The organism is Mesorhizobium sp. AA22, assembly GCF_001672375.2.
GTDB classification, from domain to species: domain Bacteria; phylum Pseudomonadota; class Alphaproteobacteria; order Rhizobiales; family Rhizobiaceae; genus Mesorhizobium; species Mesorhizobium wenxiniae.
In genome coordinates this window covers 5769799-5790716 of sequence record NZ_CP048406.1, presented here as the reverse complement: position 1 = coordinate 5790716, position 20918 = coordinate 5769799, and the positions used below count along the sequence as shown (strand labels likewise).

Annotated in this window: 22 protein-coding genes; 20 read left to right on the top strand and 2 right to left on the bottom strand. The window is 61.4% G+C overall.

All coding sequences use genetic code 11. The features are described from left to right. Positions 1-10: 10 nt before the first annotated feature. From A9K68_RS27605 to A9K68_RS27555, 11 genes are read left to right on the top strand one after another with little or no spacing between them, the layout of a single operon-like run. The gene (locus A9K68_RS27605; protein ID WP_065010491.1) at positions 11-424 is read left to right on the top strand and encodes a CopG family transcriptional regulator; all 414 of its coding nucleotides are present in this window, start codon (positions 11-13) and stop codon (positions 422-424) included. After that, entirely contained in the window at positions 421-1389 is a 969-nt protein-coding gene (gene trbB, locus A9K68_RS27600; protein WP_065010492.1) for a P-type conjugative transfer ATPase TrbB, read from the top strand. Before A9K68_RS27605 ends, trbB begins: the two co-directional genes overlap by 4 nt. 11 nt (positions 1390-1400) lie before the next feature. Then, positions 1401-1709 (top strand): TrbC/VirB2 family protein, encoded by a 309-nt coding sequence (locus tag A9K68_RS27595; protein ID WP_008871922.1) that lies wholly within the window; start codon positions 1401-1403, stop codon positions 1707-1709. Further along, on the top strand, positions 1709-1981 hold the full coding sequence (locus A9K68_RS27590) for a VirB3 family type IV secretion system protein (RefSeq protein ID WP_065010493.1): 273 nt from the start codon (positions 1709-1711) through the stop codon (positions 1979-1981). The genes A9K68_RS27595 and A9K68_RS27590 overlap by 1 nt, the downstream gene beginning before the upstream one ends. Next, positions 1975-4425: a conjugal transfer protein TrbE gene (gene trbE, locus A9K68_RS27585; RefSeq protein ID WP_065010510.1), complete on the top strand. Its 2451-nt coding sequence runs from the start codon at positions 1975-1977 to the stop codon at positions 4423-4425. Before A9K68_RS27590 ends, trbE begins: the two co-directional genes overlap by 7 nt. Then, entirely contained in the window at positions 4422-5147 is a 726-nt protein-coding gene (gene trbJ / locus A9K68_RS27580; protein ID WP_065010494.1) for a P-type conjugative transfer protein TrbJ, read from the top strand. The genes trbE and trbJ overlap by 4 nt, the downstream gene beginning before the upstream one ends. A gap of 29 nt (positions 5148-5176) precedes the next feature. Then, positions 5177-6499: a P-type conjugative transfer protein TrbL gene (trbL, locus tag A9K68_RS27575; protein ID WP_065010511.1), complete on the top strand. Its 1323-nt coding sequence runs from the start codon at positions 5177-5179 to the stop codon at positions 6497-6499. Next, positions 6500-7231, top strand: coding sequence for a conjugal transfer protein TrbF (trbF, locus tag A9K68_RS27570; protein WP_065010495.1), 732 nt, complete (start codon positions 6500-6502; stop codon positions 7229-7231). Continuing rightward, positions 7221-8246 carry a P-type conjugative transfer protein TrbG gene (trbG, locus tag A9K68_RS27565; RefSeq protein WP_065010496.1) on the top strand — a complete coding sequence of 342 codons (1026 nt, stop codon included), beginning with the start codon at positions 7221-7223 and terminating at the stop codon, positions 8244-8246. Before trbF ends, trbG begins: the two co-directional genes overlap by 11 nt. Positions 8247-8259: 13 nt before the next feature. Beyond that, the gene (locus A9K68_RS27560; RefSeq protein WP_065010497.1) at positions 8260-9471 is read left to right on the top strand and encodes a TrbI/VirB10 family protein; all 1212 of its coding nucleotides are present in this window, start codon (positions 8260-8262) and stop codon (positions 9469-9471) included. 12 nt (positions 9472-9483) lie between these two features. Beyond that, on the top strand, positions 9484-9756 hold the full coding sequence (locus tag A9K68_RS27555; protein WP_065010512.1) for a DUF2274 domain-containing protein: 273 nt from the start codon (positions 9484-9486) through the stop codon (positions 9754-9756). 152 nt (positions 9757-9908) lie between these two features. Here the strand turns inward: A9K68_RS27555 and hemN are convergent, their stop codons facing one another. Beyond that, positions 9909-11258 carry an oxygen-independent coproporphyrinogen III oxidase gene (gene hemN / locus A9K68_RS27550; protein ID WP_065010513.1) on the bottom strand — a complete coding sequence of 450 codons (1350 nt, stop codon included), beginning with the start codon at positions 11256-11258 and terminating at the stop codon, positions 9909-9911. Positions 11259-11415: 157 nt separating this feature from the next. Here hemN and A9K68_RS27545 point away from each other — a divergent pair, with 157 nt between their 5' ends. Beyond that, the gene (locus tag A9K68_RS27545; RefSeq protein ID WP_065010514.1) at positions 11416-12180 is read left to right on the top strand and encodes a Crp/Fnr family transcriptional regulator; all 765 of its coding nucleotides are present in this window, start codon (positions 11416-11418) and stop codon (positions 12178-12180) included. Here A9K68_RS27545 and A9K68_RS27540 read toward each other — a convergent pair. Further along, positions 12175-12345: a hypothetical protein gene (locus tag A9K68_RS27540; protein ID WP_156768462.1), complete on the bottom strand. Its 171-nt coding sequence runs from the start codon at positions 12343-12345 to the stop codon at positions 12175-12177. The two genes, A9K68_RS27545 and A9K68_RS27540, sit on opposite strands and share 6 nt — an antisense overlap. 414 nt (positions 12346-12759) lie before the next feature. Here A9K68_RS27540 and ccoN point away from each other — a divergent pair, with 414 nt between their 5' ends. From ccoN to ccoS, 8 genes are all read left to right on the top strand, one after another. Next, positions 12760-14391: a cytochrome-c oxidase, cbb3-type subunit I gene (gene ccoN / locus A9K68_RS27535; protein WP_065010498.1), complete on the top strand. Its 1632-nt coding sequence runs from the start codon at positions 12760-12762 to the stop codon at positions 14389-14391. Continuing rightward, on the top strand, positions 14382-15113 hold the full coding sequence (gene ccoO, locus A9K68_RS27530) for a cytochrome-c oxidase, cbb3-type subunit II (protein WP_065010499.1): 732 nt from the start codon (positions 14382-14384) through the stop codon (positions 15111-15113). Before ccoN ends, ccoO begins: the two co-directional genes overlap by 10 nt. Before the next feature lie 11 nt (positions 15114-15124). After that, positions 15125-15274 (top strand): cbb3-type cytochrome c oxidase subunit 3, encoded by a 150-nt coding sequence (locus A9K68_RS27525; protein WP_065010515.1) that lies wholly within the window; start codon positions 15125-15127, stop codon positions 15272-15274. A gap of 2 nt (positions 15275-15276) precedes the next feature. Continuing rightward, on the top strand, positions 15277-16140 hold the full coding sequence (gene ccoP, locus A9K68_RS27520) for a cytochrome-c oxidase, cbb3-type subunit III (RefSeq protein ID WP_065010500.1): 864 nt from the start codon (positions 15277-15279) through the stop codon (positions 16138-16140). A gap of 166 nt (positions 16141-16306) precedes the next feature. Beyond that, positions 16307-17866 carry a cytochrome c oxidase accessory protein CcoG gene (gene ccoG, locus A9K68_RS27515; RefSeq protein ID WP_065010501.1) on the top strand — a complete coding sequence of 520 codons (1560 nt, stop codon included), beginning with the start codon at positions 16307-16309 and terminating at the stop codon, positions 17864-17866. Then, positions 17863-18360: a FixH family protein gene (locus tag A9K68_RS27510; protein ID WP_065010502.1), complete on the top strand. Its 498-nt coding sequence runs from the start codon at positions 17863-17865 to the stop codon at positions 18358-18360. Before ccoG ends, A9K68_RS27510 begins: the two co-directional genes overlap by 4 nt. Continuing rightward, positions 18357-20639 (top strand): cation-translocating P-type ATPase, encoded by a 2283-nt coding sequence (locus tag A9K68_RS27505; RefSeq protein WP_065010503.1) that lies wholly within the window; start codon positions 18357-18359, stop codon positions 20637-20639. The genes A9K68_RS27510 and A9K68_RS27505 overlap by 4 nt, the downstream gene beginning before the upstream one ends. After that, entirely contained in the window at positions 20636-20791 is a 156-nt protein-coding gene (ccoS, locus tag A9K68_RS27500) for a cbb3-type cytochrome oxidase assembly protein CcoS (RefSeq protein ID WP_008871940.1), read from the top strand. The genes A9K68_RS27505 and ccoS overlap by 4 nt, the downstream gene beginning before the upstream one ends. Positions 20792-20918 lie beyond the last annotated feature (127 nt).

Below are 20918 nucleotides of genomic sequence, written 5' to 3'. Positions count from 1 at the left end.
AACGAGCCACATGAGCCCTCAGCGCATTCGTCATCAGTTTCTGCTCGAACCCGACCTGAGCAAGAAACTGGACGACCTCAACCGCGATCCATCGACGACCAAATCAGCGATCGTGGCGAAGGCAGTCGAGGCCTTTATCGAGCGGCGTGGCGAGAACGAGCTCGACCGGCGCTACGGCGTAAGGCTCGACCGTCTTTCTCGTGACCTCGGTCATCTCAGACGCGACGTCGAGATGATCCTAGAGAGCCTGGCGCTCTTCATTCGCTTTTCCATCACGCTTCATGCTCACACGCCAGTCCCGGACAGGGCGACGCAGGCGATAGCCCAGGAGCGCTTCGACAAATTCGTCGAGCAAGTGGGCCGCCAGATCGCCTCCGGCAAACGGTCGCTTGGTACGGATAATGGCGGGGGAGGGGAAGGATGAGTTCTCATCCGGAGGTCGACCATCGCCATCGTGCCATGTTGCGCACCGCCATGGGCCCGGCAATCGCTGAGGCCCTTGCCGATTCATCTGTTGTCGAGGTGATGGTCAATCCCGACGGTGCGCTGCGGCTCGACCGGCTGGGAGAAGGTCGGGTCGGTACCGGCGTGCATATGCACCCATCCGAGGCGGAACGCATCGTTCGCCTGGTCGCTTCCCATGTGCGTGCCGAGGCGCATGCGGGTAGTCCGATCGTCAGCGCCGAACTGCCCTCGGGCGAGCGCTTCGAGGGGCTGTTGCCGCCAGTCGTTCTGGCGCCATGCTTCGCCATCCGCAAACCGGCCGCAAAACTCTACACGTTGGCCAACTATGTCGCCGACCAAATCATGCTGCCGCTGCAGGCCGATGCGCTGAGGAAGGCCGTGCGCGAGCGGCGCAACATATTGGTCGCAGGCGGCACGTCGTCGGGTAAAACCACGCTCGCCAATGCGCTGCTGGCCGAAGTCGCGGAATGCGACGAGCGGGTGATCTTGATCGAAGACACACGCGAGCTGCAGTGCGCTGCCAAGGACTGCGTTGCACTCAGGACAAGACGGGGCTCGGTGACGCTTGCCGATCTCGTTCGCTCGACGCTGCGGCTCAGGCCCGACCGCATCGTCGTCGGCGAAGTCCGGGGTGCGGAAGCCCTCGATATGCTGAAGGCATGGAACACTGGCCACCCCGGCGGCATCGCAACGGTTCACGCCAATTCGGCGCGCTCCGCCCTCTACCGGATCGAGCAACTCGCGCAGGAAGCCGTCGTCACTGTACCACGCCGTCTGATCGCCGATGCCATCGATCTGATTGTCTTCATCGCCGGGCGCGGATCCTCGCGCCGCATTGACGCCATCGCCGAGGTCACCGGTCTCGACGGCAGCGGCGATTACGCCGTCACCCAACTGACGCTCCCGCAACTTCAGCAGTTTTGAAAGGCCAATTCATGTGCAAGAAGCTTCGCTTTCTTTCGTCCACCGCGCTCGTGCTTGTTCTCACGGTCTCAGCCCGCGCAGCAGGCTCCGGCATGCCTTGGGAACAGCCGCTGCAGCAGATCCTGGAGTCTGTACAGGGACCGGTCGCCAAGATTATCGCCGTGATCATCATCATCACCACGGGCTTAACCCTTGCCTTCGGTGACACCGCAGGCGGTTTCCGCCGGCTGATCCAGATCGTCTTCGGGCTGTCGATCGCATTCGCGGCATCGAGCTTCTTTCTCTCCTTCTTCTCCTTTGGCGGCGGAGCACTCGTCTGATGGTCGCTGGAGAGCAGCATATTGAGGGCTTCGCGGTTCCCGTTCACCGGGCATTGACCGAAGCCATCCTGCTGGGCGGTGCACCGCGCGCGGTGGCGATCCTCAACGGCACGGTGGCCGCAGCTATCGGCCTCGGTTTGCAGCAGTGGATCGCTGGGCTGGTGCTGTGGATTGCCGGCCACACGCTGGCGGTCTTTGCCACAAGACGCGATCCAGACTTCGCCAGCGTGCTCGTTCGTCACCTTCGTGTGAAGGGATGGTTGGCATGCTGAACCTGTCAGAATACCGCAGCAAAGCCGACAAACTTGCCGACCATCTGCCCTGGGCAGCGCTCGTCTCGCCCAGCATCGTGCTCAATAAGGACGGCAGCTTTCAGCGGACCTTACGGTTCCGCGGGCCCGATCTCGAAAGCGCGACGGAAGCAGAACTTGTCGGCATCTGCGCCCGGGCAAACAACGCGTTGAGAAGGCTCGGTTCCGGCTGGGCATTGTTCTTCGAAGCCGAGCGCATAGAGGCGCTCGGCTATCCTAACTCAACCTTTCCCGACGCCGCGTCTTGGCTGGTCGATGAAGAACGACGCGCGGCCTTCGAGGGCAAGGTCGCGCATTACGAGAGCCGCTATCATCTGACTCTGCTGTTCATGCCGCCCCCGGACGCACGGGCGAGGGCTGAAAGCGCGCTCGTTGACGCACACCAATCTGGCGGCGGGAGAGACTGGCCCCAGGAGCTGGCGCGGTTTCGCGACGAGACCGACCGGGTCCTCGATCTTTTGTCCGGCTTCATGCCCGAGGTGCGCGTGCTCGACGATGCCGAGACCCTGACTTACCTGCACGGCACAATCTCGACCCGCCGCCATCCACTCGCTGTCCCGGAAACGCCGATGTATCTCGACGGCATCCTGGTCGACGCGCCGCTTACCGGCGGCTTGGAGCCGATGCTCGGCGAACACCATCTTCGCACCCTTACCGTCCTCGGATTCCCGAATCTCACCCGGCCCGGAATTCTCGACGCGTTGAATCATCAGGATTTCGCCTATCGCTGGGTGACGCGCTTCATCCCGCTCGACAAGACGGAAGCCACGAAGACGCTGACACGGTTGCGCCGCCAGTGGTTTGCCAAGCGCAAATCGATCGCGGCCATCCTGCGCGAGGTCGTGACCAACGAACCTGTCCCGCTGGTCGACAGCGATGCCGACAACAAGGCGCTCGATGCCGACGCAGCCCTTCAGGCGTTGGGCGGCGACCATGTCGGCTTCGGTTATCTCACCACAACGGTGACAGTGTGGGATGAGGACCATCAAGCCGCCGCGGAGAAACTTCGCGCGGTCGAGCGAATCATCAATGGGCTCGGCTTCACCACCATCCGCGAAAGCGTCAATGCGGTCGAGGCGTGGCTCGGCTCGCTGCCTGGTCATATCTATGCCAATGTTCGCCAGCCGCTCGTTCACACATTGAACCTTGCGCATCTCATCCCGTTGTCGTCGGTCTGGGCAGGTCCTACGGCGAACGAGCATCTCGCCAAGGTCACCCAGCGAGAGGCCTCGCCACTTCTGTTCGCAGAGACCAACGGGTCGACACCATTCCGGCTATCCACCCATGTCGACGATGTCGGCCACATGCTGATCGTTGGCCCGACCGGCGCCGGCAAATCGGTGCTGCTTGCCCTGATTGCACTGCAGTTCCGGCGCTATGCCGGCGCGCAGGTCTATGTCTTCGACAAAGGCAATTCGGCGCGCGCGGCAGTCCTTGCCACGGGTGGAGAACACCACGCGCTGGGTGCTGACGGTGCGCTCGCCTTCCAGCCCCTGCGCAATATCGGCGACCAGGCTGCCCGCAGTTGGGCAGCCGAGTGGATTGCCGGCCTCATTGCCCATGAGAATGTCACCGTCACGCCGGAGGTGAAGGAGGCAATCTGGTCGGCACTCACCAGCCTTGCCACCGCGCCGGCGCAGGAACGCACGCTGACCGGCCTTTCGGTCCTGCTTCAGTCCAACAGGCTGAAGTCCGCGTTGATGCCCTACACACTCGACGGTCCTTTCGGCCGCCTGCTCGACGCCGATGATGATCGGCTGGCCTTATCGAATGTGCAGTGTTTCGAGACGGAAGAGCTGATGCAGAGCCAAGGCGCTGTGCTGCCTGTGCTCACTTACTTGTTCCATCGTCTTGAAGAGCGGTTCGATGGACGGCCGACGCTGCTGATGCTCGACGAGGCTTGGCTCTATCTCGACAATCCGCTCTTTGCCGCCCGTATCCGCGAATGGCTGAAGGTGCTCCGAAAGCGGAATGTCTCGGTGATTTTCGCTACGCAATCGCTGGCTGATGTCGGGGGCTCTTCAATCGCGCCGGCGATCATCGAGAGCTGCCCCCAGCGCATTTTCCTTCCCAATGATCGTGCTGTGGAACCGCAAGCGCGGGCAGCCTACGAGCGCTTCGGCTTGAACGAGCGGCAGATCGAATTGATCGCCCGCGCCACGCCGAAGCGCCACTACTATCTTCAGTCACGTAGCGGAAACCGTCTCTTCGAGCTCGGGCTTGGCCCCATCACTCTTGCGCTTTGCGGCGCTTCCGATCCGGCGACGCAGACCCTGATCGACAAAATCCAGTCTGAAGACGGGCAAGACAGCTTTGCCTCCCGATTTCTGAGCGCGCGCGGCCTCGATTGGGCTGCCGAGCTTCTGCAGCAATTCCCTCAACCAGACATGGAGCAATCGTCATGATTGGACGCCGTCTTTTCACCAGCCTGATCACCGTTTCCCTGATCGCCAAGCCAATGGCCGACTATGTGCAGCCGGCCTACGCCCTTATCGTGTTCGATCCATCCAATTATGCGCAGAACGTGCTGACGGCGGCGCGCGCGCTGGAGCAGATCAACAACCAGATCCAGTCGCTGCAGAACCAGGCAACCATGCTGCAGAACATGGCGCGCAATCTTCAGCGTCTGGATTTCTCTTCCGTGGGCCAACTCACCGGTTCGCTCCATCGCATTGACGGTTTGATGGACCAGGCGAGTGGCCTCAGCTTTGATCTGGGCAAGCTTCAAGACCAGTGGCGCAGCCAATATCCAGAAAGCTACGAGGCCACGATCAAGGTCAGCGATGTGGCAACCGCAGCGCGCGAGCGCTGGCAGAGCGCCATGCAGGCGTTCCGCCAGACCATGCGGGTCCAGTCGCAGATCGTCGAGAACGTCCGCGCCGACGGCGACCTGCTTGCCGATCTCGTCAACCGCAGCCAAGGGGCAGCCGGTGCGCTTCAGGCAAGCCAGGCCACCAACCAGCTGATCGCGCTTTCGACCCAGCAGCAGATGCAGATCCAAACGCTGCTCGCGACTCAGTTTCGAGCTGAGGCCGAGGATGCCGCGCGCAAGGCGCAGTCCGAGGAAGCCGCCCGCGAGACGACCAAGCGCTTCCTGGGTACCGGCTCGGCCTATCCCGGCAATTGATCACCAACTCTGACGAGGAAGGCGGCGGCATGAACGACCTTGGCGTCATCGATCGCTTCATGGAGACCTTCATCCGCTACATTGACAGCGGGTTCGGTCTGCTTTCGGGCGACGTCGCCTTCCTCACCACCATCCTGATCGGCATCGACATCACGCTGGCCGGGCTGGCCTGGGCACTCGGCGACGAGCCCAACATTCTCGGCCGGCTTACCCGCAAGGTGCTCTATGTCGGCGTCTTCGCCTTCATCTTGAATAATTTTAAGAACCTTGCCGACATCGTCTATCGCTCCTTCGCCGGCCTCGGCATCAACGCGTCCTCCGGCAATCTCTCCCCAGACAATCTCCTGCGCCCGGGCCGCATCGCGGCGACCGGTTTCGAAGGCGCTTGGCCGCTGCTTGATCAGGCAAGTCAGCTGCTCGGCTTTCCAGAAATCTTCGGCAACGCGCTCACCATCTTCGTGCTGCTCATGGCCTGGTTCCTGGTCATCATCGCCTTCTTCATCCTTTCCATTCAGCTGTTCATCACAATCCTTGAGTTCAAGCTCACCACGCTTGCCGGCTTTGTTCTGGTTCCCTTCGCACTCTGGAATCGATCGGGGTTTCTGGCCGAACGCGTGCTCGGCAATGTCATCTCTTCAGGCATCAAGGTGATGGTACTTGCCGTCATCGTCGGCATCGGCTCCACACTCTTCGGCGAGTTTGCTTCCGCGCTGCAAGGCAAGGAGCCGGACCTGGCCGCCGCGATGTCACAGGTGCTGGGCGCGCTGGCGTTGCTTGGGCTCGGCATCTTTGGGCCCGGCATCGCGTCGGGTCTAGTGTCCGGCGCGCCGCAGCTTGGCGCGGGCGCCGCACTTGGCACGACTGCGGCGGCTGCTGGTGCATCGCTCGTTGCCGGAGGCACGGCATTTGCTGGCGCGCGCATGGCAGCCGGCGGCAGTCTCGCCGCAATTCGGGCCGGCACAACGATGGGATCGGCTGCTTTAACAGCCTGGCAGATCGGGCGAGCAACCTCGCCCCACACCGGCCTGTCCGGTGTGGCTGCTGGATTGCAGGGCGTGACCAGTGCCGCCGGCGGCGCCGCGATGCGAGCAGCAAGAGCTGCCGCGGGAACGTTCGGGCGCAGCGCCGATGCCGGCCGGGAAGCGGCATGGACCGCGACCGGTGGTGCGCCCACCGCGTCCATGACTGGAAACCCAACCGCTGCAGATCCTAATGCCGCTCCGACGTGGGCAAGGCGCTTGCGTTCCGAACAGACCGCCCGTGCCCACCGCCACGCCGCCATGCAGGCTGTCCGTGAAGGCGACAGGCCGGGAGGCAGCGCCAATCCCTCTCTCAACGACAAGGATGACTAGATGCTGTTCAAGCGACCCGTTCAACGTTACGGCAAGACACCCGAACCGGTCACGCCGTATCAAAAGGCCGCCCAGCTATGGGACGAGCGCATCGGCTCATCTCGAGTACAGGCTAGGAACTGGCGGCTCATGGCCCTCGGCTGTCTGGCCTTGGCGACCGGGCTCTCTGGCGGACTCGTATGGCAGTCGATGCAGAGCCGTGTTGTGCCTTACGTCGTGGAGGTCGACCGCTTCGGCGAGGCACGCGCCGTCGCGCCGGCTATCCAAGACTACGAGCCCTCCGACGCCGAGATAGCCTGGCACCTCGGCCGCTTCATCCAGAATGTCCGTTCCGTCTCCACTGATCCGGTGCTGGTGCGGCAGAATTGGCTGGCGGCTTACGACCTTGCCACCGACCGTGCGGCACTCTTCCTCAATGAGTACGCCAAGGCGAACGATTCCTTCGGTCAGATCGGAACGCGCAGCGTGTCCGTCCAGGTGACCAGTGTGGTCAGGGCTTCCGACAGCTCGTTCCAGGTCAAATGGACTGAGCAGGTCTTTGAGCGCGGCAGCCTTGCCAGCACCACGCGCTGGACCGCGATCCTCACCATCGTGATCCGCCCGCCAAGCAATACGGATCAGCTGCGCAACAATCCGCTCGGTGTATTCATCAACGCCATCGACTGGTCGCGCGAGCTCGACAGTGCCGCACCGACATCCGTTTCCCCGAAGGAGCCCGCCGATGACAAATAGAGCCCAATCGTTCCGTGCCGCGCTGATCCTATCCGCATCGGCAGCAGTTCTCTCGGCCTGCGCATCGAAGCCGGTGCCGCCTGAGATCTCGTATGATGCTGCCGACTTCAAAGCAGCGGCAATCGAGAAGGCGCCAGAGACACCGGTCAAGATAGTCGAGGTGCCAAGGCCGTTGCCGCTCCCCGGCCAGTTGCAGCCAGAACCGGGCAAAATCGCCTACGACAAGCGCCCTCCTGAAGAACGCGTCGCCGACGCCAACAAGGCGGCGACGCAGCAACCCACCCGGTACGGCTACGTCAATGCGGTGCAGGTCTATCCCTTCACCGATGGCGCGCTTTATCAGCTCTATGCCGCGCCGGAGCGCGTCACCGATATCGCCCTACAGCCGGGCGAGAAACTGACAGCCGTGTCGGCCGGCGACACGGTGCGCTGGGTCATCGGCGATACCGTCAGCGGCACCGGTGACGACCAGCGCACCCATGTGCTGGTAAAACCCTTCGCGCCGGGGCTTAGCACCAATCTGGTGATCACCACGGAACGACGCACCTACCACTTGCAGCTTCAAAGCACCGATAAGACCGCTATGGCGGCGATCTCCTGGACGTACAGCGAGGACCAAATCGTCGCGCTCCGCCAGCGTAACGCTCAGGCCGAGGCTACCATGCCGGTGGCGTCGAACGTGGCGCTCGAAAACATTCGCTTTCGCTACTCGATTAGGGGCGACACACCGCCCTGGAGACCGACGCGAGCCTTCGATGATGGCAGCAAGGTCTACATCGAGTTCCCGCGCCGCATAGACCAGGGAGAGGCCCCGCCACTCTTCATCGTCGGCTCTGACGGGGACAACCAGCTCGTCAACTACCGCATGCGCGGCAACTACTACATTGTCGATCGGCTCTTCGCCGCGGCCGAACTACGCCTCGGCACCAAGCAGCAGCAAGTGGTGCGCATCACAAGGACGGACGGCCGGCAACCGCCGCGTCGCGTATCTCTCTTTGCGCGCTCCAGCAGGTGAGGAGAGGGGCCTTATGACTGACACTTCCCCATCCAATGCTCCGCCAAAACTCGATCCCGAGCAGCTGCAGTTACGGGCCTCGCCCCGCCGGGCCGTGCGGTTCAGGCGCGGCGTGATCATCGCCATCGCTGCCGTCGGGTCCGGTGCCATCCTGGGCGTCACGATGATGGCGCTGCAGGGGCCGGCGCTTCGCTTCAAAGAACAGGCGGAAGATCTCTACAACACTGACCGCAAGCCAACCCCTGAAGGACTTGAAACACTTCCCAAGGACTATTCCGGAGTGAAGCCGAACCATCCTGTGCTTGGACCACCACTGCCGGGCGATCTCGGTCGCCCCATCCTTGAGCGGCGGCGCCAGCTCGGCATCGCGCCAGGGCAGGACAACTCCGCCGAGGAGCAGCGTGTTGCCCAGCAAGCGATTGAGGCGCGCGAATCACAAGTCTTCTTCCGCATTGAAAATCAACCCAAGGAGGCGGGCATCGGTAATGCGAAAAGTGCCCAGCAGCCGTTCGGGGCGCCTCCGCAATCTGATGCCGCTCGGCCGGCAGATTCCGTTGCCCCGGCTGAGGGCGATCAGAACAATCAACAACGAAAGCTCGATTTTGTCAGCCAGCGCAACACCAGCGGGATCTACAACCCGCATGCATTGCAGACGCCAGCTTCGCCAAATCAGCTCATGGCCGGCAGCGTGATCGCCGCAAGTCTCATCACCGGCATAAATTCCGACTTGCCCGGGTTTGTCGTCGCGCAGGTCACCGAGAACGTGCACGACACGCTCACCGGCAGCATCCTGCTTATCCCGCAAGGCTCGCGGCTGATCGGGACCTATGACAGCGTCGTCGCTTTTGGGCAAAAACGGGCGCTTCTGGTTTGGCAGCGAATAATACTGCCAAACGGTTCTTCGATCGAAATCGACAATCTGCCGGCGACAGACACTGCCGGCTATGCCGGGCTCGAGGACAAGATCGATTTCCACACCTGGCAGCTGATTAAGGGAGTCGCGCTGGCCACATTGCTGGGCGTCGGCACCGAGTTAAGTTTTGGAGAAAACGAAAGCGATCTGGTCAAAGCGATCCGGGAATCCACTCAGCAGAACGTCAGTCAAGCCGGCCAGCGCATCACCGAGAAGAACCTCAATGTTCAGCCCACCATCACCATCCGCCCAGGTTGGCCACTGCGCGTCATCGTGCACAAGGATCTGGTGCTACGGCCATACGCGAGTTGAGCGGGAGTGAATATGGCCAACTTGAAACTTGGAAAGCTTCCAGACCGAACACCTTCGAAGATTACCATCACCGTCAGCGCGGAGTTGGGCCGAGCACTCAAGGAGTATGCTGCCCTTTATCGTCAGGCCTATGGCGAGTCTGAAACCGTGGCAGAACTCATCCCTTTCATGCTGGCGGGGTTTCTGGAAGGCGACCGAGCGTTTGCCAAGGCCAGAAAAGAAGGTTTGCCGACGTCCAGCATGCCGGAGAAGTCGCGGCGTCTGGCAGGCTCAGATTCCGAGTAATCAAGGCAATGAGTGAACCGCCCGCACACGAGCCTCGATGGACTAACTCCGCTTGAATATGTAACCCGATCCGTCAAGGATCACACGTGAACAGGCTCACTCACAAATGGAAGCAAACAGGGGAGCACGTCACCGCGACCGCACTCTTTGGCTCAAACTGCAACCGAGTGCCTGGCCCTTCCGCTTTGGAAATATTTGTCGAACCTGGCCGCGATGCTTCGGACGAATGGGCGACTTTCAGCCGGCACGACGAAACGGTCGCCATCCAGTTCAAGCAATCGAACGGGATCGTGGAGGGCCATGGTACTCGACTCAAGAAGGAGCTTCTGGCCGGCTTTGCCGAAGCGTTCCACCAGATCGACTGCCGAGAAGGCGAAATCACACATTAGCCTCTCGATGATCCAGCCGCGAACGCGGTCGTCGTCGGAAAGCGCGATACCGCGGACAACCGCCAGCCCGCCATGCGCGACTATACTTCCGTACTCGGCGGTTGAAATATTGTTCTGCACGTAGCCCTGGCGAAAACGGCCGATGGACGAAGGGCCAAGCCCGATCAGTGTCTCGCAGCGATCCTCCGTGTAGCCCTGAAAACTGCGATGCAAAGCCCCTGCGCGCGCCGCTATCGCCAAGGCATCGCCTGGCTTGGCGAAATGATCGAGCCCTATTGCTTCATACCCCTTGTCCACAATCGCTCGCGCGGCGAGTTGCGATTGCGCCAAGCGCTCCGTGGGGCCAGGCAGCCACGCCTCTTTGATTATCGTCTGATGCTTCTTGAACCAGGGCACATGCGCGTAGCCGAACAGCGCCATCCTGTCCGGTTCCAGGGTCAGCGCCTGCGCTACGGTGGAACAGACGCTCTCCCTGCTCTGGTGAGGCAATCCGTAAAGCAGGTCCAGATTGACGGAACCGACGCCGCGGGAGCGAACTCCGTTGACGACAGCTTTCGTTTGCAAAAAGCTTTGCTCGCGGTTGATTGCCTTTTGCACTTTTGGCTCAAAATCCTGGACGCCGAGACTCGCCCTGGTCATGCCGATTTCGGCCAGCGCATCAAGGCGCGCCTCATCCATGTCGTTTGGATCGATCTCGACGCTGATTTTTGTGTCCGGGACAAAATCGAAGCTGTCCCGCAAGAGCGCGCCAAGCGCCACCATGTCCCCGGGCTTCAGCGTGGTGGGCGAACCGCCGCCGAAGTGGACTGCGCGGACATGGCCCTTGCCGCTGACGAGTCCCGCAACCGTCGCGATCTCCGCGTGTAGCGAGCGCAGATAGGCCGTCACCGGCTCATAGTGGCGCGTCTGTTTGGTATGACACGCACAGAACCAGCAGAGTCTGTCGCAATAGGGGATGTGCAGATAGAGCGAGATCTCGCCGCCACTTTTGAGCGCCTCCAGCCAGCCACGATAAACCGCAGGATTGACGCCCGTGTGGAAATGCGGTGCAGTCGGATAACTGGTATAGCGCGGGACGTTCTCGCCAACCCGGGCAGCTAATTCGGACTGCATGTCGTGGTCCACCATGTTTGCATCGCTGGAACTCTGGGCTTATTGGCAAGCCAAAGCCCTGATTTCGGTCAATCAGCAACTCGGACAAACTGCCGCAAGGATTTTTCTACCTTAGATTGGTATCCTGCCGGCACTTGGGATCGGGTTGAGCGAGCGCATGTCAGTACGGCGAGACATTTACACTTCCGGTATCCCCGTTCTTTGCGTCCATTGCGAAGCACGGCATCGCGGCGTCTGCGGTTCGCTTCGTCCAGACAATTTGGTTGGGCTCGCCAAGACTTGCTCGCGGCGCCAGATCGAGTCAGGAGTGGAACTGATCGGCGACGCACAGGCGGTTGACAGCTATTCGAACCTGGTTTCAGGCGTGGTTAAGCTGACAAAGAGCCTTTCCGATGGTCGCCAGCAGATCGTCGGTCTCCAGTTTGCACCGCATTTTCTGGGACGTCCTTTTAAGGTGGAAAGCTCGATCAATGCGGAAGCGGTGACAGCTGTCACGCTGTGCTCGTTTCCGAGGGCAGCCGTCGAACGGATGATGAAGGGGTCGCCGGAATTCGAGCATCGCCTGCTCAAGCAGACGCTGAATGAACTCGATGAAGCACGCGAGTGGCTGGTGACGTTGGGGCGCAAGACCGCATCGGAAAAGGTGGCGAGTTTTCTCCTCATGATCGCTCGGAATATGGATTCCGGTGTTGACTCGGTAGCCAGGTCAGCGTCCTTCGATCTGCCGCTGACGCGCGCCGAGATCTCTGATTTTCTTGGAATTACGAACGAGACTGTGAGCCGGCAGCTGACGCAATTGCGGGCTGACGGCGTGATTCGGATCGAGAACACACGCCATGTGATGGTGGACAGCATGAGCCGGCTGCGCTCGATGGCGATGCCGAGCCTGAGCCAGAAGACCGACAGCCTGGACAGGTTATAGAGGCCGTTCGGCGAAGAGAAGGTACAGGCCGATGTCGCTCCTGATGGCGGAAGGCAGGCCGCGTTCCCTGAACAGGCGGATGGCGGCCTCGATGACCGGTCCTTCCTTCTTCGATTCGAGCGCTTCGCAGGCGAGCAGGTAGCGCGAGGCCTGGTCGGTGACCATCACAAGTCGACCATCGCCCGCCGGAACTCCCCTTAGAAGTCCGTGCACCATAACGCGTTGGTGATAGTTGCGTGCCGAAGCGCTGCCGCTGACGGGCGCGCTTTACAGGCCGTGACGATCGAGCAGGCATGCGCCGTGCTCTTCGAGGGTATGCGGACATCGCCGGCGAGCCTCCGAATCAGGAGCTCCCTAATCTTCCTGGCGCCCAGTGGGTTGGCTTGTCCTTCTTGGTTGCGACGATCGTCAGCTCGATCTGGTCGGGCAGGCGTGCGTAGCGCACCGGCCGCCGTGAAGGTCAACCTAGCTGCCGAAAAATCGTGCGGCCCCTGACATGGATCAGGGCGAGCAGGCGGCGGCTGCGCAATTGATGCACAGCGGATTTGGCGTCCGCCGGGTTCGAGATCGGGATTTGCGATGAAATTCGGCACAGAGATCGTGCTTCTAAGCCTGTTTGCTTTTGCGGCCCTGGTGGCTGCCGGGTTCGGCGTAGATGAACCTTTCCGCCAGCATATGTGGGTGTTGTTCTTCACCGTAGCTGGTTTCACCGCGATCCTGTTGCGCAATACGGAGTTCAAGCCTGCAGTTCCGATAGACCCCGCCGCTTTTATGGACAGTCCAATCCGTTACGGGGCCCTCGCGACGGTGTTTTGGGGCGTCGTAGGCATGCTGGTTGGTGTGGTCATCGCGCTGCAGCTTGCCTATCCCGATCTCAGCGTCGAGCCCTGGTTCAACTTTGGCCGCTTGCGGCCGTGGCATACATCCGGCGTGGTTTTTGCCTTCGGCGGCAATGCGCTGCTTTGCACGTCCCTTTATGTCGTACAGCGCACCTGCCGCGCCCGGCTGTTCGGCGGCAATCTCGCCTGGTTCGTGTTCTGGGGCTATCAGCTGTTCATCGTCATGGCTGCGACGGGCTACCTGCTCGGCATCACCGAAAGCCGCGAATACGCCGAGCCCGAATGGTATGTGGATCTTTGGCTGACCATCGTCTGGGTCGCCTACCTCGTCCTGTTCCTCGGCACCATCCTGAAGCGCAGGGAACCGCACATCTACGTCGCCAACTGGTTCTACCTGTCCTTCATCGTGACCATCGCGATGCTGCATGTGATCAACAACCTGTCGATGCCAGTCTCGTTCGTGGGTTCAAAAAGCTATTCAGCCTTCTCTGGCGTCCAGGACGCCTTGACGCAGTGGTGGTACGGCCACAATGCCGTGGGCTTCTTTCTCACCGCCGGCTTCCTTGGCATGATGTACTATTTCGTGCCGAAGCAGGCGAACCGGCCAGTCTATTCCTACCGGCTGTCGATCATCCACTTCTGGGCTTTGATCTTTCTCTACATCTGGGCCGGCCCGCACCACCTCCACTACACCGCCCTGCCGGACTGGGCCCAGACGCTCGGCATGGCGTTCTCGATCATGCTTTGGATGCCCTCCTGGGGCGGCATGATCAACGGCCTGATGACGCTGTCCGGCGCCTGGGACAAGCTGCGGACGGACCCGATCATCCGCATGATGGTCATGGCCATAGCCTTCTATGGCATGTCGACCTTCGAAGGCCCGATGATGTCAATCAGGGCTGTCAATTCGCTGTCGCACTACACCGACTGGACCATCGGCCACGTGCATTCCGGCGCGCTCGGTTGGGTCGGCATGATTTCGTTTGGCGCGATCTATTTCATGGTGCCGAAGTTGTGGAACCGCGAGCGGCTCTATTCGCTGCGGCTCGTCAACTGGCACTTCTGGCTGGCAACGCTGGGGATTGTCGTCTACGCCGCGGTGATGTGGGTCTCCGGCGTTATGCAGGGCCTGATGTGGCGCGAATACGACGACCACGGCTTTCTGGTCTTCTCGTTCGCCGAAACTGTCGCCGCCATGCATCTCTACTACATCATGCGCGCCATCGGCGGCGCGATGTACCTGTCCGGCGCCCTGATCATGGCATGGAATGTCACCATGACAATCCTCGGCTACCAGCGCGAGGAGAAACCGATGCCGCGTCCCATCGCCGCCGTCCGACCAGCGCGATCAGGAGCCAGAAAATGGGCTTGATGGACAAACACGCCGTCATCGAGAAGAACGCCACGCTTCTTCTCGTCGGCTCCCTTCTGGTGGTGACGATCGGCGGCATCGTCGAGATCGCGCCGCTCTTCTATCTCGACAATACGATCGAGAAGGTCGAAGGCATGCGGCCCTATTCGCCGCTCGAACTCGCCGGCCGCAACATCTATGTGCGCGAGGGCTGCTACCTCTGCCATAGCCAGATGATCAGGCCGTTCCGCGATGAGGTCGAGCGCTATGGGCACTACAGCCTGGCGGCCGAGTCGATGTACGACCACCCGTTCCAGTGGGGATCGAAACGCACAGGACCGGATCTCGCGCGAGTGGGCGACCGTTATTCGAATGGATGGCACGTTCAGCACCTTGTGGATCCGCGCTCCGTGGTGCCGGAATCGATAATGCCGAGCTACGCGTTCCTGAAAGAAATGCCGATTGAGGTGAAGGACTTCTCGACGCACCTGATCGCGAACAGGCGTGTGGGCGTGCCCTACTCCGACGACATGATCGCGAGCGCGAATGCCGATCTCATGGCGCAGGCAGATCCCAACATCGACACATCCGGTCTTGAAGCGCGGTATCCAAAGGCCAAGCTCGGTGACTTCGATGGCAATCCGCAACAGGTCAGCGAGATGGACGCGCTGGTCGCTTACCTCCAGATGCTTGGCACTCTGGTCGATTTCAAAAACTACGACGAAGCCGCCGGTTACCGCTGAGGAGAATGGTGATGACCTACAACTTCATGCGGGCGTTTGCCGACACTTGGGGCCTGCTCGCTATGGCGCTGTTCTTCGTCGGATGCATCACCTTTGCGCTCCGTCCCGGCAGCAGGACGCGAGCCGACAAAGCTGCTCAAATCCCTCTCAAGGACGACTGATCATGAGCGGTGAGCACATTGACGAAGTCTCCGATGTCTCGACCACCGGCCATGAATGGGACGGGATCAAGGAGCTCAACAATCCGCTCCCGCGCTGGTGGGTGATCACCTTCTACGTCACCATTGTCTGGGCGATCGGCTACACCATCGCTTATCCCGCATGGCCTATATTAAGCTCCGCCACCCGAGGCGTGCTCGTCTATTCCAGCCGCAACGATGTCAAGAATGAGCTGGCAGCGGCCGAGGTCGCTAAGGGCAAGTATGTTGCCGCCCTTCAGGCGAAGACTGTCGCCGAGATTGCCGCCGACGATGTTTTGCGCGGATTTGCTATCGCGGCCGGTGGCGCCGCCTACAAGGTCAATTGCGTTCAGTGCCATGGCTCCGGCGCCCAGGGTTCGAAGGGCTTTCCCAACCTGAATGATGACGATTGGTTGTGGGGCGGCAAGGCCGAGCAAATCCAGCAGACAATCACGCACGGCATCCGCGTTGCCTCCGACCCCGACACGCGCCTGTCGGAAATGCCGGCCTTTGGTGACATCATTGCGCCCGAGCAGATTAGACAGGTCAGCGCTTATGTCTCGAGTCTCTCCGGCGCTGTCGGCGATCAAGCAATGGTCATACCCGGCGCCAATGTTTTCGCCGAAAATTGTGCCGCCTGTCATGGTGATAATGCAAAGGGAAACACGGAGCTTGGCGCACCCGACCTGACCGACGCGATCTGGCTCTACGGGGCGGGCGAGACGGCTATCGCCGCGCAGGTTCGCGCGCCAAAGCAAGGCGTAATGCCTGCCTGGGGTGGGCGTCTCGGCGAGGTCACAGTCAAGGAACTTGCGGTCTATGTCCATTCGCTTGGCGGCGGAGAATAGGAACGGAAGCCTATTCTCGGCCCTCCCCCTGCCAAGCGACGAGGCCCGGCGCGAGCCGGGCCTCGACACAATTCCGGCTGTGACCTGCATCAACACGGGCGGACCGCCCACGGCGAGGCTGTTCGATGGGCGGCCCTGACATCGGCAGCGGGACTGGAGATGCCACGTGCGTGATAAAACGCAGACAGAACCGCCCCAAGCAGAAGCGATTGACTCCCCCAACACCCGTGAGCCGCTTTATGCCCCACGCAAGAAGGTTTTCCCCAAGCGAATCTCGGGTAATTTCCGTCGCTTCAAATGGCTGGTGATGGCGATCACGCTAGCGATCTACTATCTGACGCCCTGGCTGCGCTGGGACCGAGGTCCGTTTGCACCGGACCAGGCCGTGCTGATCGATCTTGCCAACCGCCGCTTCTATTTCTTCTTCATCGAGATTTGGCCGCAGGAATTCTTCTATGTGGCCGGCCTTCTCGTGATGGCCGGCATCGGCCTTTTCCTAATCACATCCACAGTCGGCAGAGCCTGGTGCGGCTATACCTGTCCGCAGACCGTATGGGTCGATCTGTTTCTGGTTGTGGAGCGTGCGATCGAGGGAGATCGCAATGCCCGCATGAAACTTGACGCCGGACCGTGGACCGCGCGCAAGCTTGTGCTGCGTGGATCGAAACACGCGATCTGGCTGGCCATAGGGTCAGCGACCGGCGGCGCCTGGATCTTCTATTTCGCCGATGCGCCAATGCTGATTGGCGAGGTCTTCGTTGGCACCGCGGCGCCGGTCGCCTACATCACCATCGGCGTGCTGACGGCAACCACCTACACATTCGGCGGGCTGATGCGCGAGCAGGTCTGCACCTATATGTGCCCGTGGCCGCGCATTCAGGCGGCCATGCTCGATGAAAATTCGCTCACCGTGACCTACAATGACTGGCGCGGCGAACCTCGCTCGCGGCACGCCAAAAAGGTCCAGGCCGCGGGGCAGCCGGTCGGAGACTGCGTCGATTGCAATGCCTGTGTCGCCGTCTGCCCGATGGGGATCGACATTCGCGATGGCCAGCAGCTCGAATGCATCACTTGCGCGCTGTGCATCGATGCCTGCGATAGCGTCATGGACAAGCTCGGCAAGGAGCGCGGGCTGATCTCCTATGCGACGCTGTCCGATTACAACGCCAACATGGCGGTAGCGACTGCAGGCGGCTCCTGCTCGGTGAACCCGTCGCTCGTCCGGACCGACGGCGGCGCTTTCTCCGACAGGTTAGCCCATTTCCATGTCCGCAAGATCTTTCGACCGCGCACCTTCGTCTACATGAGTGCGTGGTCGGCGGTCGGTCTCGCCTTACTCTACTCGCTGCTGACGCGCGATCGGCTCGAGGTCAACGTTCTGCACGACCGCAATCCGCAGTTCGTCACGCTGTCCGATGGTTCGATCCGCAATGGTTACACCGTCAAGCTGCTCAACATGATCCCAGAGCCAAGAACGATCGTCGTCACCATGCAGGGCCTGGCCGATGCCGAGATGAGCGTCGTCGGGATCGACATGCCTGCGGATCGCTCCCTCTCCGTTCCGGTCGAACCGGACCGGCTGAAAATGCTGAAGGTTTTCGTCCGCCAGCCGGCGGAACAGATCAATGCCCAAGCGCAGACGTTCAAGTTTCGGGTCGAGGACAAGGCGAGCTTCGAGTCGGACGAATACACGGCCACGTTCAACGCACCGGAGATCGTTAGATGAGCGTCAATGCACGAAGGCCCCCCGAATTCACCGGCAGGCATATGTTGCGTATCATCCTTAGCTTTTTCGGCGTGATCGTTGGTGTGAACCTGACCATGGCAACACTCGCCAGCACAAGCTGGACCGGCCTCGTCGTCGAAAACACCTATGTCGCGAGCCAGCAGTTCAACCGGATGGCCGAGGAAGGGCGCGCGCAGGCCGCACTCGGCTGGACCGGCAAACTGACCATCGCACGGGGCGAGGTCCGCTACGGCCTCAGCGATGCCGCCGGCAAAGCGGTCCAGTTGCACGGCGTCAGGCTCCTGTTCCGTCATCCCGCCTACGAGGCCGAGGACAAAGCCGTCATGCTTGCGCTCGCCACGAGCCAGGAATTTGCCGCCCAGCATACGCCAAGGGACGGCGTCTGGATCGTCCAAGTCGACGCCGATGCTGGTCTGGCAGAACCCTATCGCGACGTCCGTCGAATTAGAATTTCCCATGGAGCGTTACAATGAGCTGTTGTGCACCGGGCGCCGAAACGGCGCTGGATCTGGAAAGCAGCATATCCGTCCTGCCATCAAGCCAAGAGGTCAGGCTGGCGAGCCGCTCGCTTGGCGGCGATCTGCACCAAACCGATCTCTCGGTCCCGACGGTGCATTGCGCAGCCTGCATCCAGAGTATCGAGAGGGCGCTTGGAAAACTCGATCGCGTCGAGGGTGTACGTGTCAACCTGTCGACGAAACGGGTTGCGATCCGGTGGCGCGGAAATGAGGTTCCACCGTTTGTCGCCGCGCTTGGACGGCTGGGATACGAAGCGCATTTGTTCGCGCCCGAGACAGGGGAGAAGGACAAGACGCTATCGGAGCTGATCCGGGCCGTGGGGGTTGCCGGCTTTGCAGCGGGCAACATCATGCTGCTTTCAATGTCGGTCTGGTCCGGCGCTGAAGGTGCGACCCGTGACCTGTTCCACTGGGTCTCGGCACTGATCGCCATCCCCGCGCTCGCCTTCGCTGGTGGCATCTACTTCCGCTCGGCATGGAACGCATTGCGTCACGGCCGCATGAACATGGATGTGCCGATTGCGGTTGGTGTCTCGCTCGCCTACGCGATGAGCCTTTACGAAACCATCAACCATGGCGACCACGCTTACTTCGATGCATCGGTATCGCTACTGTTCTTCCTGCTGATCGGCCGCACGCTTGATCACGTGATGCGCGAGCGTGCCCGGACCGCGGTGAACGGCCTGTCACGGCTGGCGGCGCGCGGCGCCACAGTATTGCGCGACGATGGCACGCGCGACTACCGGCCGGTTGACGAGATCGAACCAGGCATGCAGTTGCTGATCGCTGCCGGCGAACGGATTCCCGTCGACGGCAAGGTCATTCGAGGCTCTTCGGATCTCGACTGTTCACTGGTTTCCGGTGAAAGCACACCCAGAACCGTGTCGTCAGGGGAAACCGTGCAGGCCGGCACACTCAATCTCACGGGCCCGCTGACCATCGAAGCAACAGCCGCCGCAAAAGACTCCTTCCTGGCCGAGATGGTGCGCCTGATGGAAGCCGCTGAGGGGGGGCGCGCGCATTATCGCCGGATCGCCGACCGCGTTTCGGCGCTCTATGCTCCGGTGGTCCATCTGACCGCCTTCGTGACGTTCCTCGGCTGGATGGTGGCCATCGGCGACTGGCACCGGGCAATGACGATCGCCATCGCCGTCCTTATCATCACGTGTCCCTGTGCGCTCGGCCTCGCCGTGCCGATCGTGCAGGTGGTCGCCGCGCGGCGCCTGTTCGAAAATGGCGTGATGGTCAAGGACGGTTCGGCCATGGAGCGCTTGGCGGCGATCGACACGGCGGTGTTCGACAAGACCGGCACGCTTACGCTCGGTGAGCCCCGGCTCGTCAACGCGTCTTCCATCGATCCGGCCATGCTGGCAATCGCTGCCGAGATGGCCGCGCACTCCCGTCACCCGCATTCAAATGCCATTGCCACCTTTGCCGGTTTCGCCGGTCAGCCAAAGCTCGAAGCTGTCAGCGAACACCCCGGATTCGGCATCGAAGCCACCACGAGGGGAAGCACCTGGCGACTGGGGCGGCGTGGTTGGGCTGGATGGAAGGCCCGAACCGGTGGCGAAAGCAGATACGGCGGAACGGTTCTGACCAAAGACGGGATCATCGTGGCGTCCTTTGTCTTCAAGGACGCGCTGCGTCCGGACGCCAGGGCGGCCATCGAGCAATTGAACAACGCCCGAGTTTCCGTGAAAATGCTGTCGGGCGATACCGGGGCTGCATGCGGCGAGGTCGCGACGACGTTGGGGATACATCACTTTGTTCCGGCGCTGCTTCCTTCCGGCAAGGTCAAGTATATTGAAAACCTGGCGAAGGACGGCCACAAGGTGCTCATGGTTGGCGACGGCCTCAACGACACCCCTGCGCTGGGCGCGGCATATGTCTCGATCGCTCCAGCCACGGCGGCCGATGTTGGCCGCAAAGCTGCGGATTTCGTTTTCCTGCACGAAAGCCTTTCGGCCGTCTCCCTTGCCCTCGACGTTTCGCGAAAGGCCGGACAACTGATCCGGCAAAACATCGCCATCGCGATTGTCTACAACGCCATTGCCGTCCCGATCGCCATTTTGGGGCAGGTAACACCATTGATTGCGGCAATCGCGATGTCGGCCTCATCACTGCTTGTCATTGGCAATGCGTCGAGGCTGCAAGGTTTTGTGCCAGACGTGCCAAGGAGAACTGCTCCGCCTGATAGCCGCTCCCACACCGGCACATTGACGCAACCCTCATGACAATCCTGGTCTATCTCATACCGGTGGCTCTGTTGTTGGGCGGGCTTGGACTGTCTGGCTTCCTGTGGGCCTTGAGGAGTGGTCAATACGAGGATCTCGACGGAGCCGCCGAGCGTATCCTCATTGACCGGGACGAGAGGCCGGAACGCTGATTCCGTCACTCGAAGGCCTGCGCCGCCCATTCCTCCAAGCGAGCGGCTGATGCCACGAAGTACCTCCCACGGCCGCACGAGCGCTGGCGATGTACGTGTTCCAAGTGCAACGGAGCGGATAGACCGG

What these genes read in the sequence shown, in the direction of transcription:
- A9K68_RS27605 (WP_065010491.1), top strand. Translation starts at nt 11, where the DNA reads ATGAGCCCTCAGCGCATTCGTCATCAGTTTCTGCTCGAACCCGACCTG.
- trbJ (WP_065010494.1), top strand. Translation starts at nt 4,422, where the DNA reads ATGATTGGACGCCGTCTTTTCACCAGCCTGATCACCGTTTCCCTGATC.
- ccoP (WP_065010500.1), top strand. Translation starts at nt 15,277, where the DNA reads ATGAGCGGTGAGCACATTGACGAAGTCTCCGATGTCTCGACCACCGGC.
- hemN (WP_065010513.1), bottom strand. Translation starts at nt 11,258, where the DNA reads ATGCAGTCCGAATTAGCTGCCCGGGTTGGCGAGAACGTCCCGCGCTAT.
- A9K68_RS27560 (WP_065010497.1), top strand. Translation starts at nt 8,260, where the DNA reads ATGACTGACACTTCCCCATCCAATGCTCCGCCAAAACTCGATCCCGAG.
- A9K68_RS27540 (WP_156768462.1), bottom strand. Translation starts at nt 12,345, where the DNA reads ATGGTCACCGACCAGGCCTCGCGCTACCTGCTCGCCTGCGAAGCGCTC.
- A9K68_RS27505 (WP_065010503.1), top strand. Translation starts at nt 18,357, where the DNA reads ATGAGCTGTTGTGCACCGGGCGCCGAAACGGCGCTGGATCTGGAAAGC.
- trbL (WP_065010511.1), top strand. Translation starts at nt 5,177, where the DNA reads ATGAACGACCTTGGCGTCATCGATCGCTTCATGGAGACCTTCATCCGC.
- A9K68_RS27595 (WP_008871922.1), top strand. Translation starts at nt 1,401, where the DNA reads ATGTGCAAGAAGCTTCGCTTTCTTTCGTCCACCGCGCTCGTGCTTGTT.
- ccoS (WP_008871940.1), top strand. Translation starts at nt 20,636, where the DNA reads ATGACAATCCTGGTCTATCTCATACCGGTGGCTCTGTTGTTGGGCGGG.
- A9K68_RS27545 (WP_065010514.1), top strand. Translation starts at nt 11,416, where the DNA reads ATGTCAGTACGGCGAGACATTTACACTTCCGGTATCCCCGTTCTTTGC.
- trbG (WP_065010496.1), top strand. Translation starts at nt 7,221, where the DNA reads ATGACAAATAGAGCCCAATCGTTCCGTGCCGCGCTGATCCTATCCGCA.
- A9K68_RS27510 (WP_065010502.1), top strand. Translation starts at nt 17,863, where the DNA reads ATGAGCGTCAATGCACGAAGGCCCCCCGAATTCACCGGCAGGCATATG.
- ccoO (WP_065010499.1), top strand. Translation starts at nt 14,382, where the DNA reads ATGGGCTTGATGGACAAACACGCCGTCATCGAGAAGAACGCCACGCTT.
- A9K68_RS27555 (WP_065010512.1), top strand. Translation starts at nt 9,484, where the DNA reads ATGGCCAACTTGAAACTTGGAAAGCTTCCAGACCGAACACCTTCGAAG.
- trbE (WP_065010510.1), top strand. Translation starts at nt 1,975, where the DNA reads ATGCTGAACCTGTCAGAATACCGCAGCAAAGCCGACAAACTTGCCGAC.
- ccoN (WP_065010498.1), top strand. Translation starts at nt 12,760, where the DNA reads ATGAAATTCGGCACAGAGATCGTGCTTCTAAGCCTGTTTGCTTTTGCG.
- A9K68_RS27590 (WP_065010493.1), top strand. Translation starts at nt 1,709, where the DNA reads ATGGTCGCTGGAGAGCAGCATATTGAGGGCTTCGCGGTTCCCGTTCAC.
- A9K68_RS27525 (WP_065010515.1), top strand. Translation starts at nt 15,125, where the DNA reads ATGACCTACAACTTCATGCGGGCGTTTGCCGACACTTGGGGCCTGCTC.
- trbF (WP_065010495.1), top strand. Translation starts at nt 6,500, where the DNA reads ATGCTGTTCAAGCGACCCGTTCAACGTTACGGCAAGACACCCGAACCG.
- trbB (WP_065010492.1), top strand. Translation starts at nt 421, where the DNA reads ATGAGTTCTCATCCGGAGGTCGACCATCGCCATCGTGCCATGTTGCGC.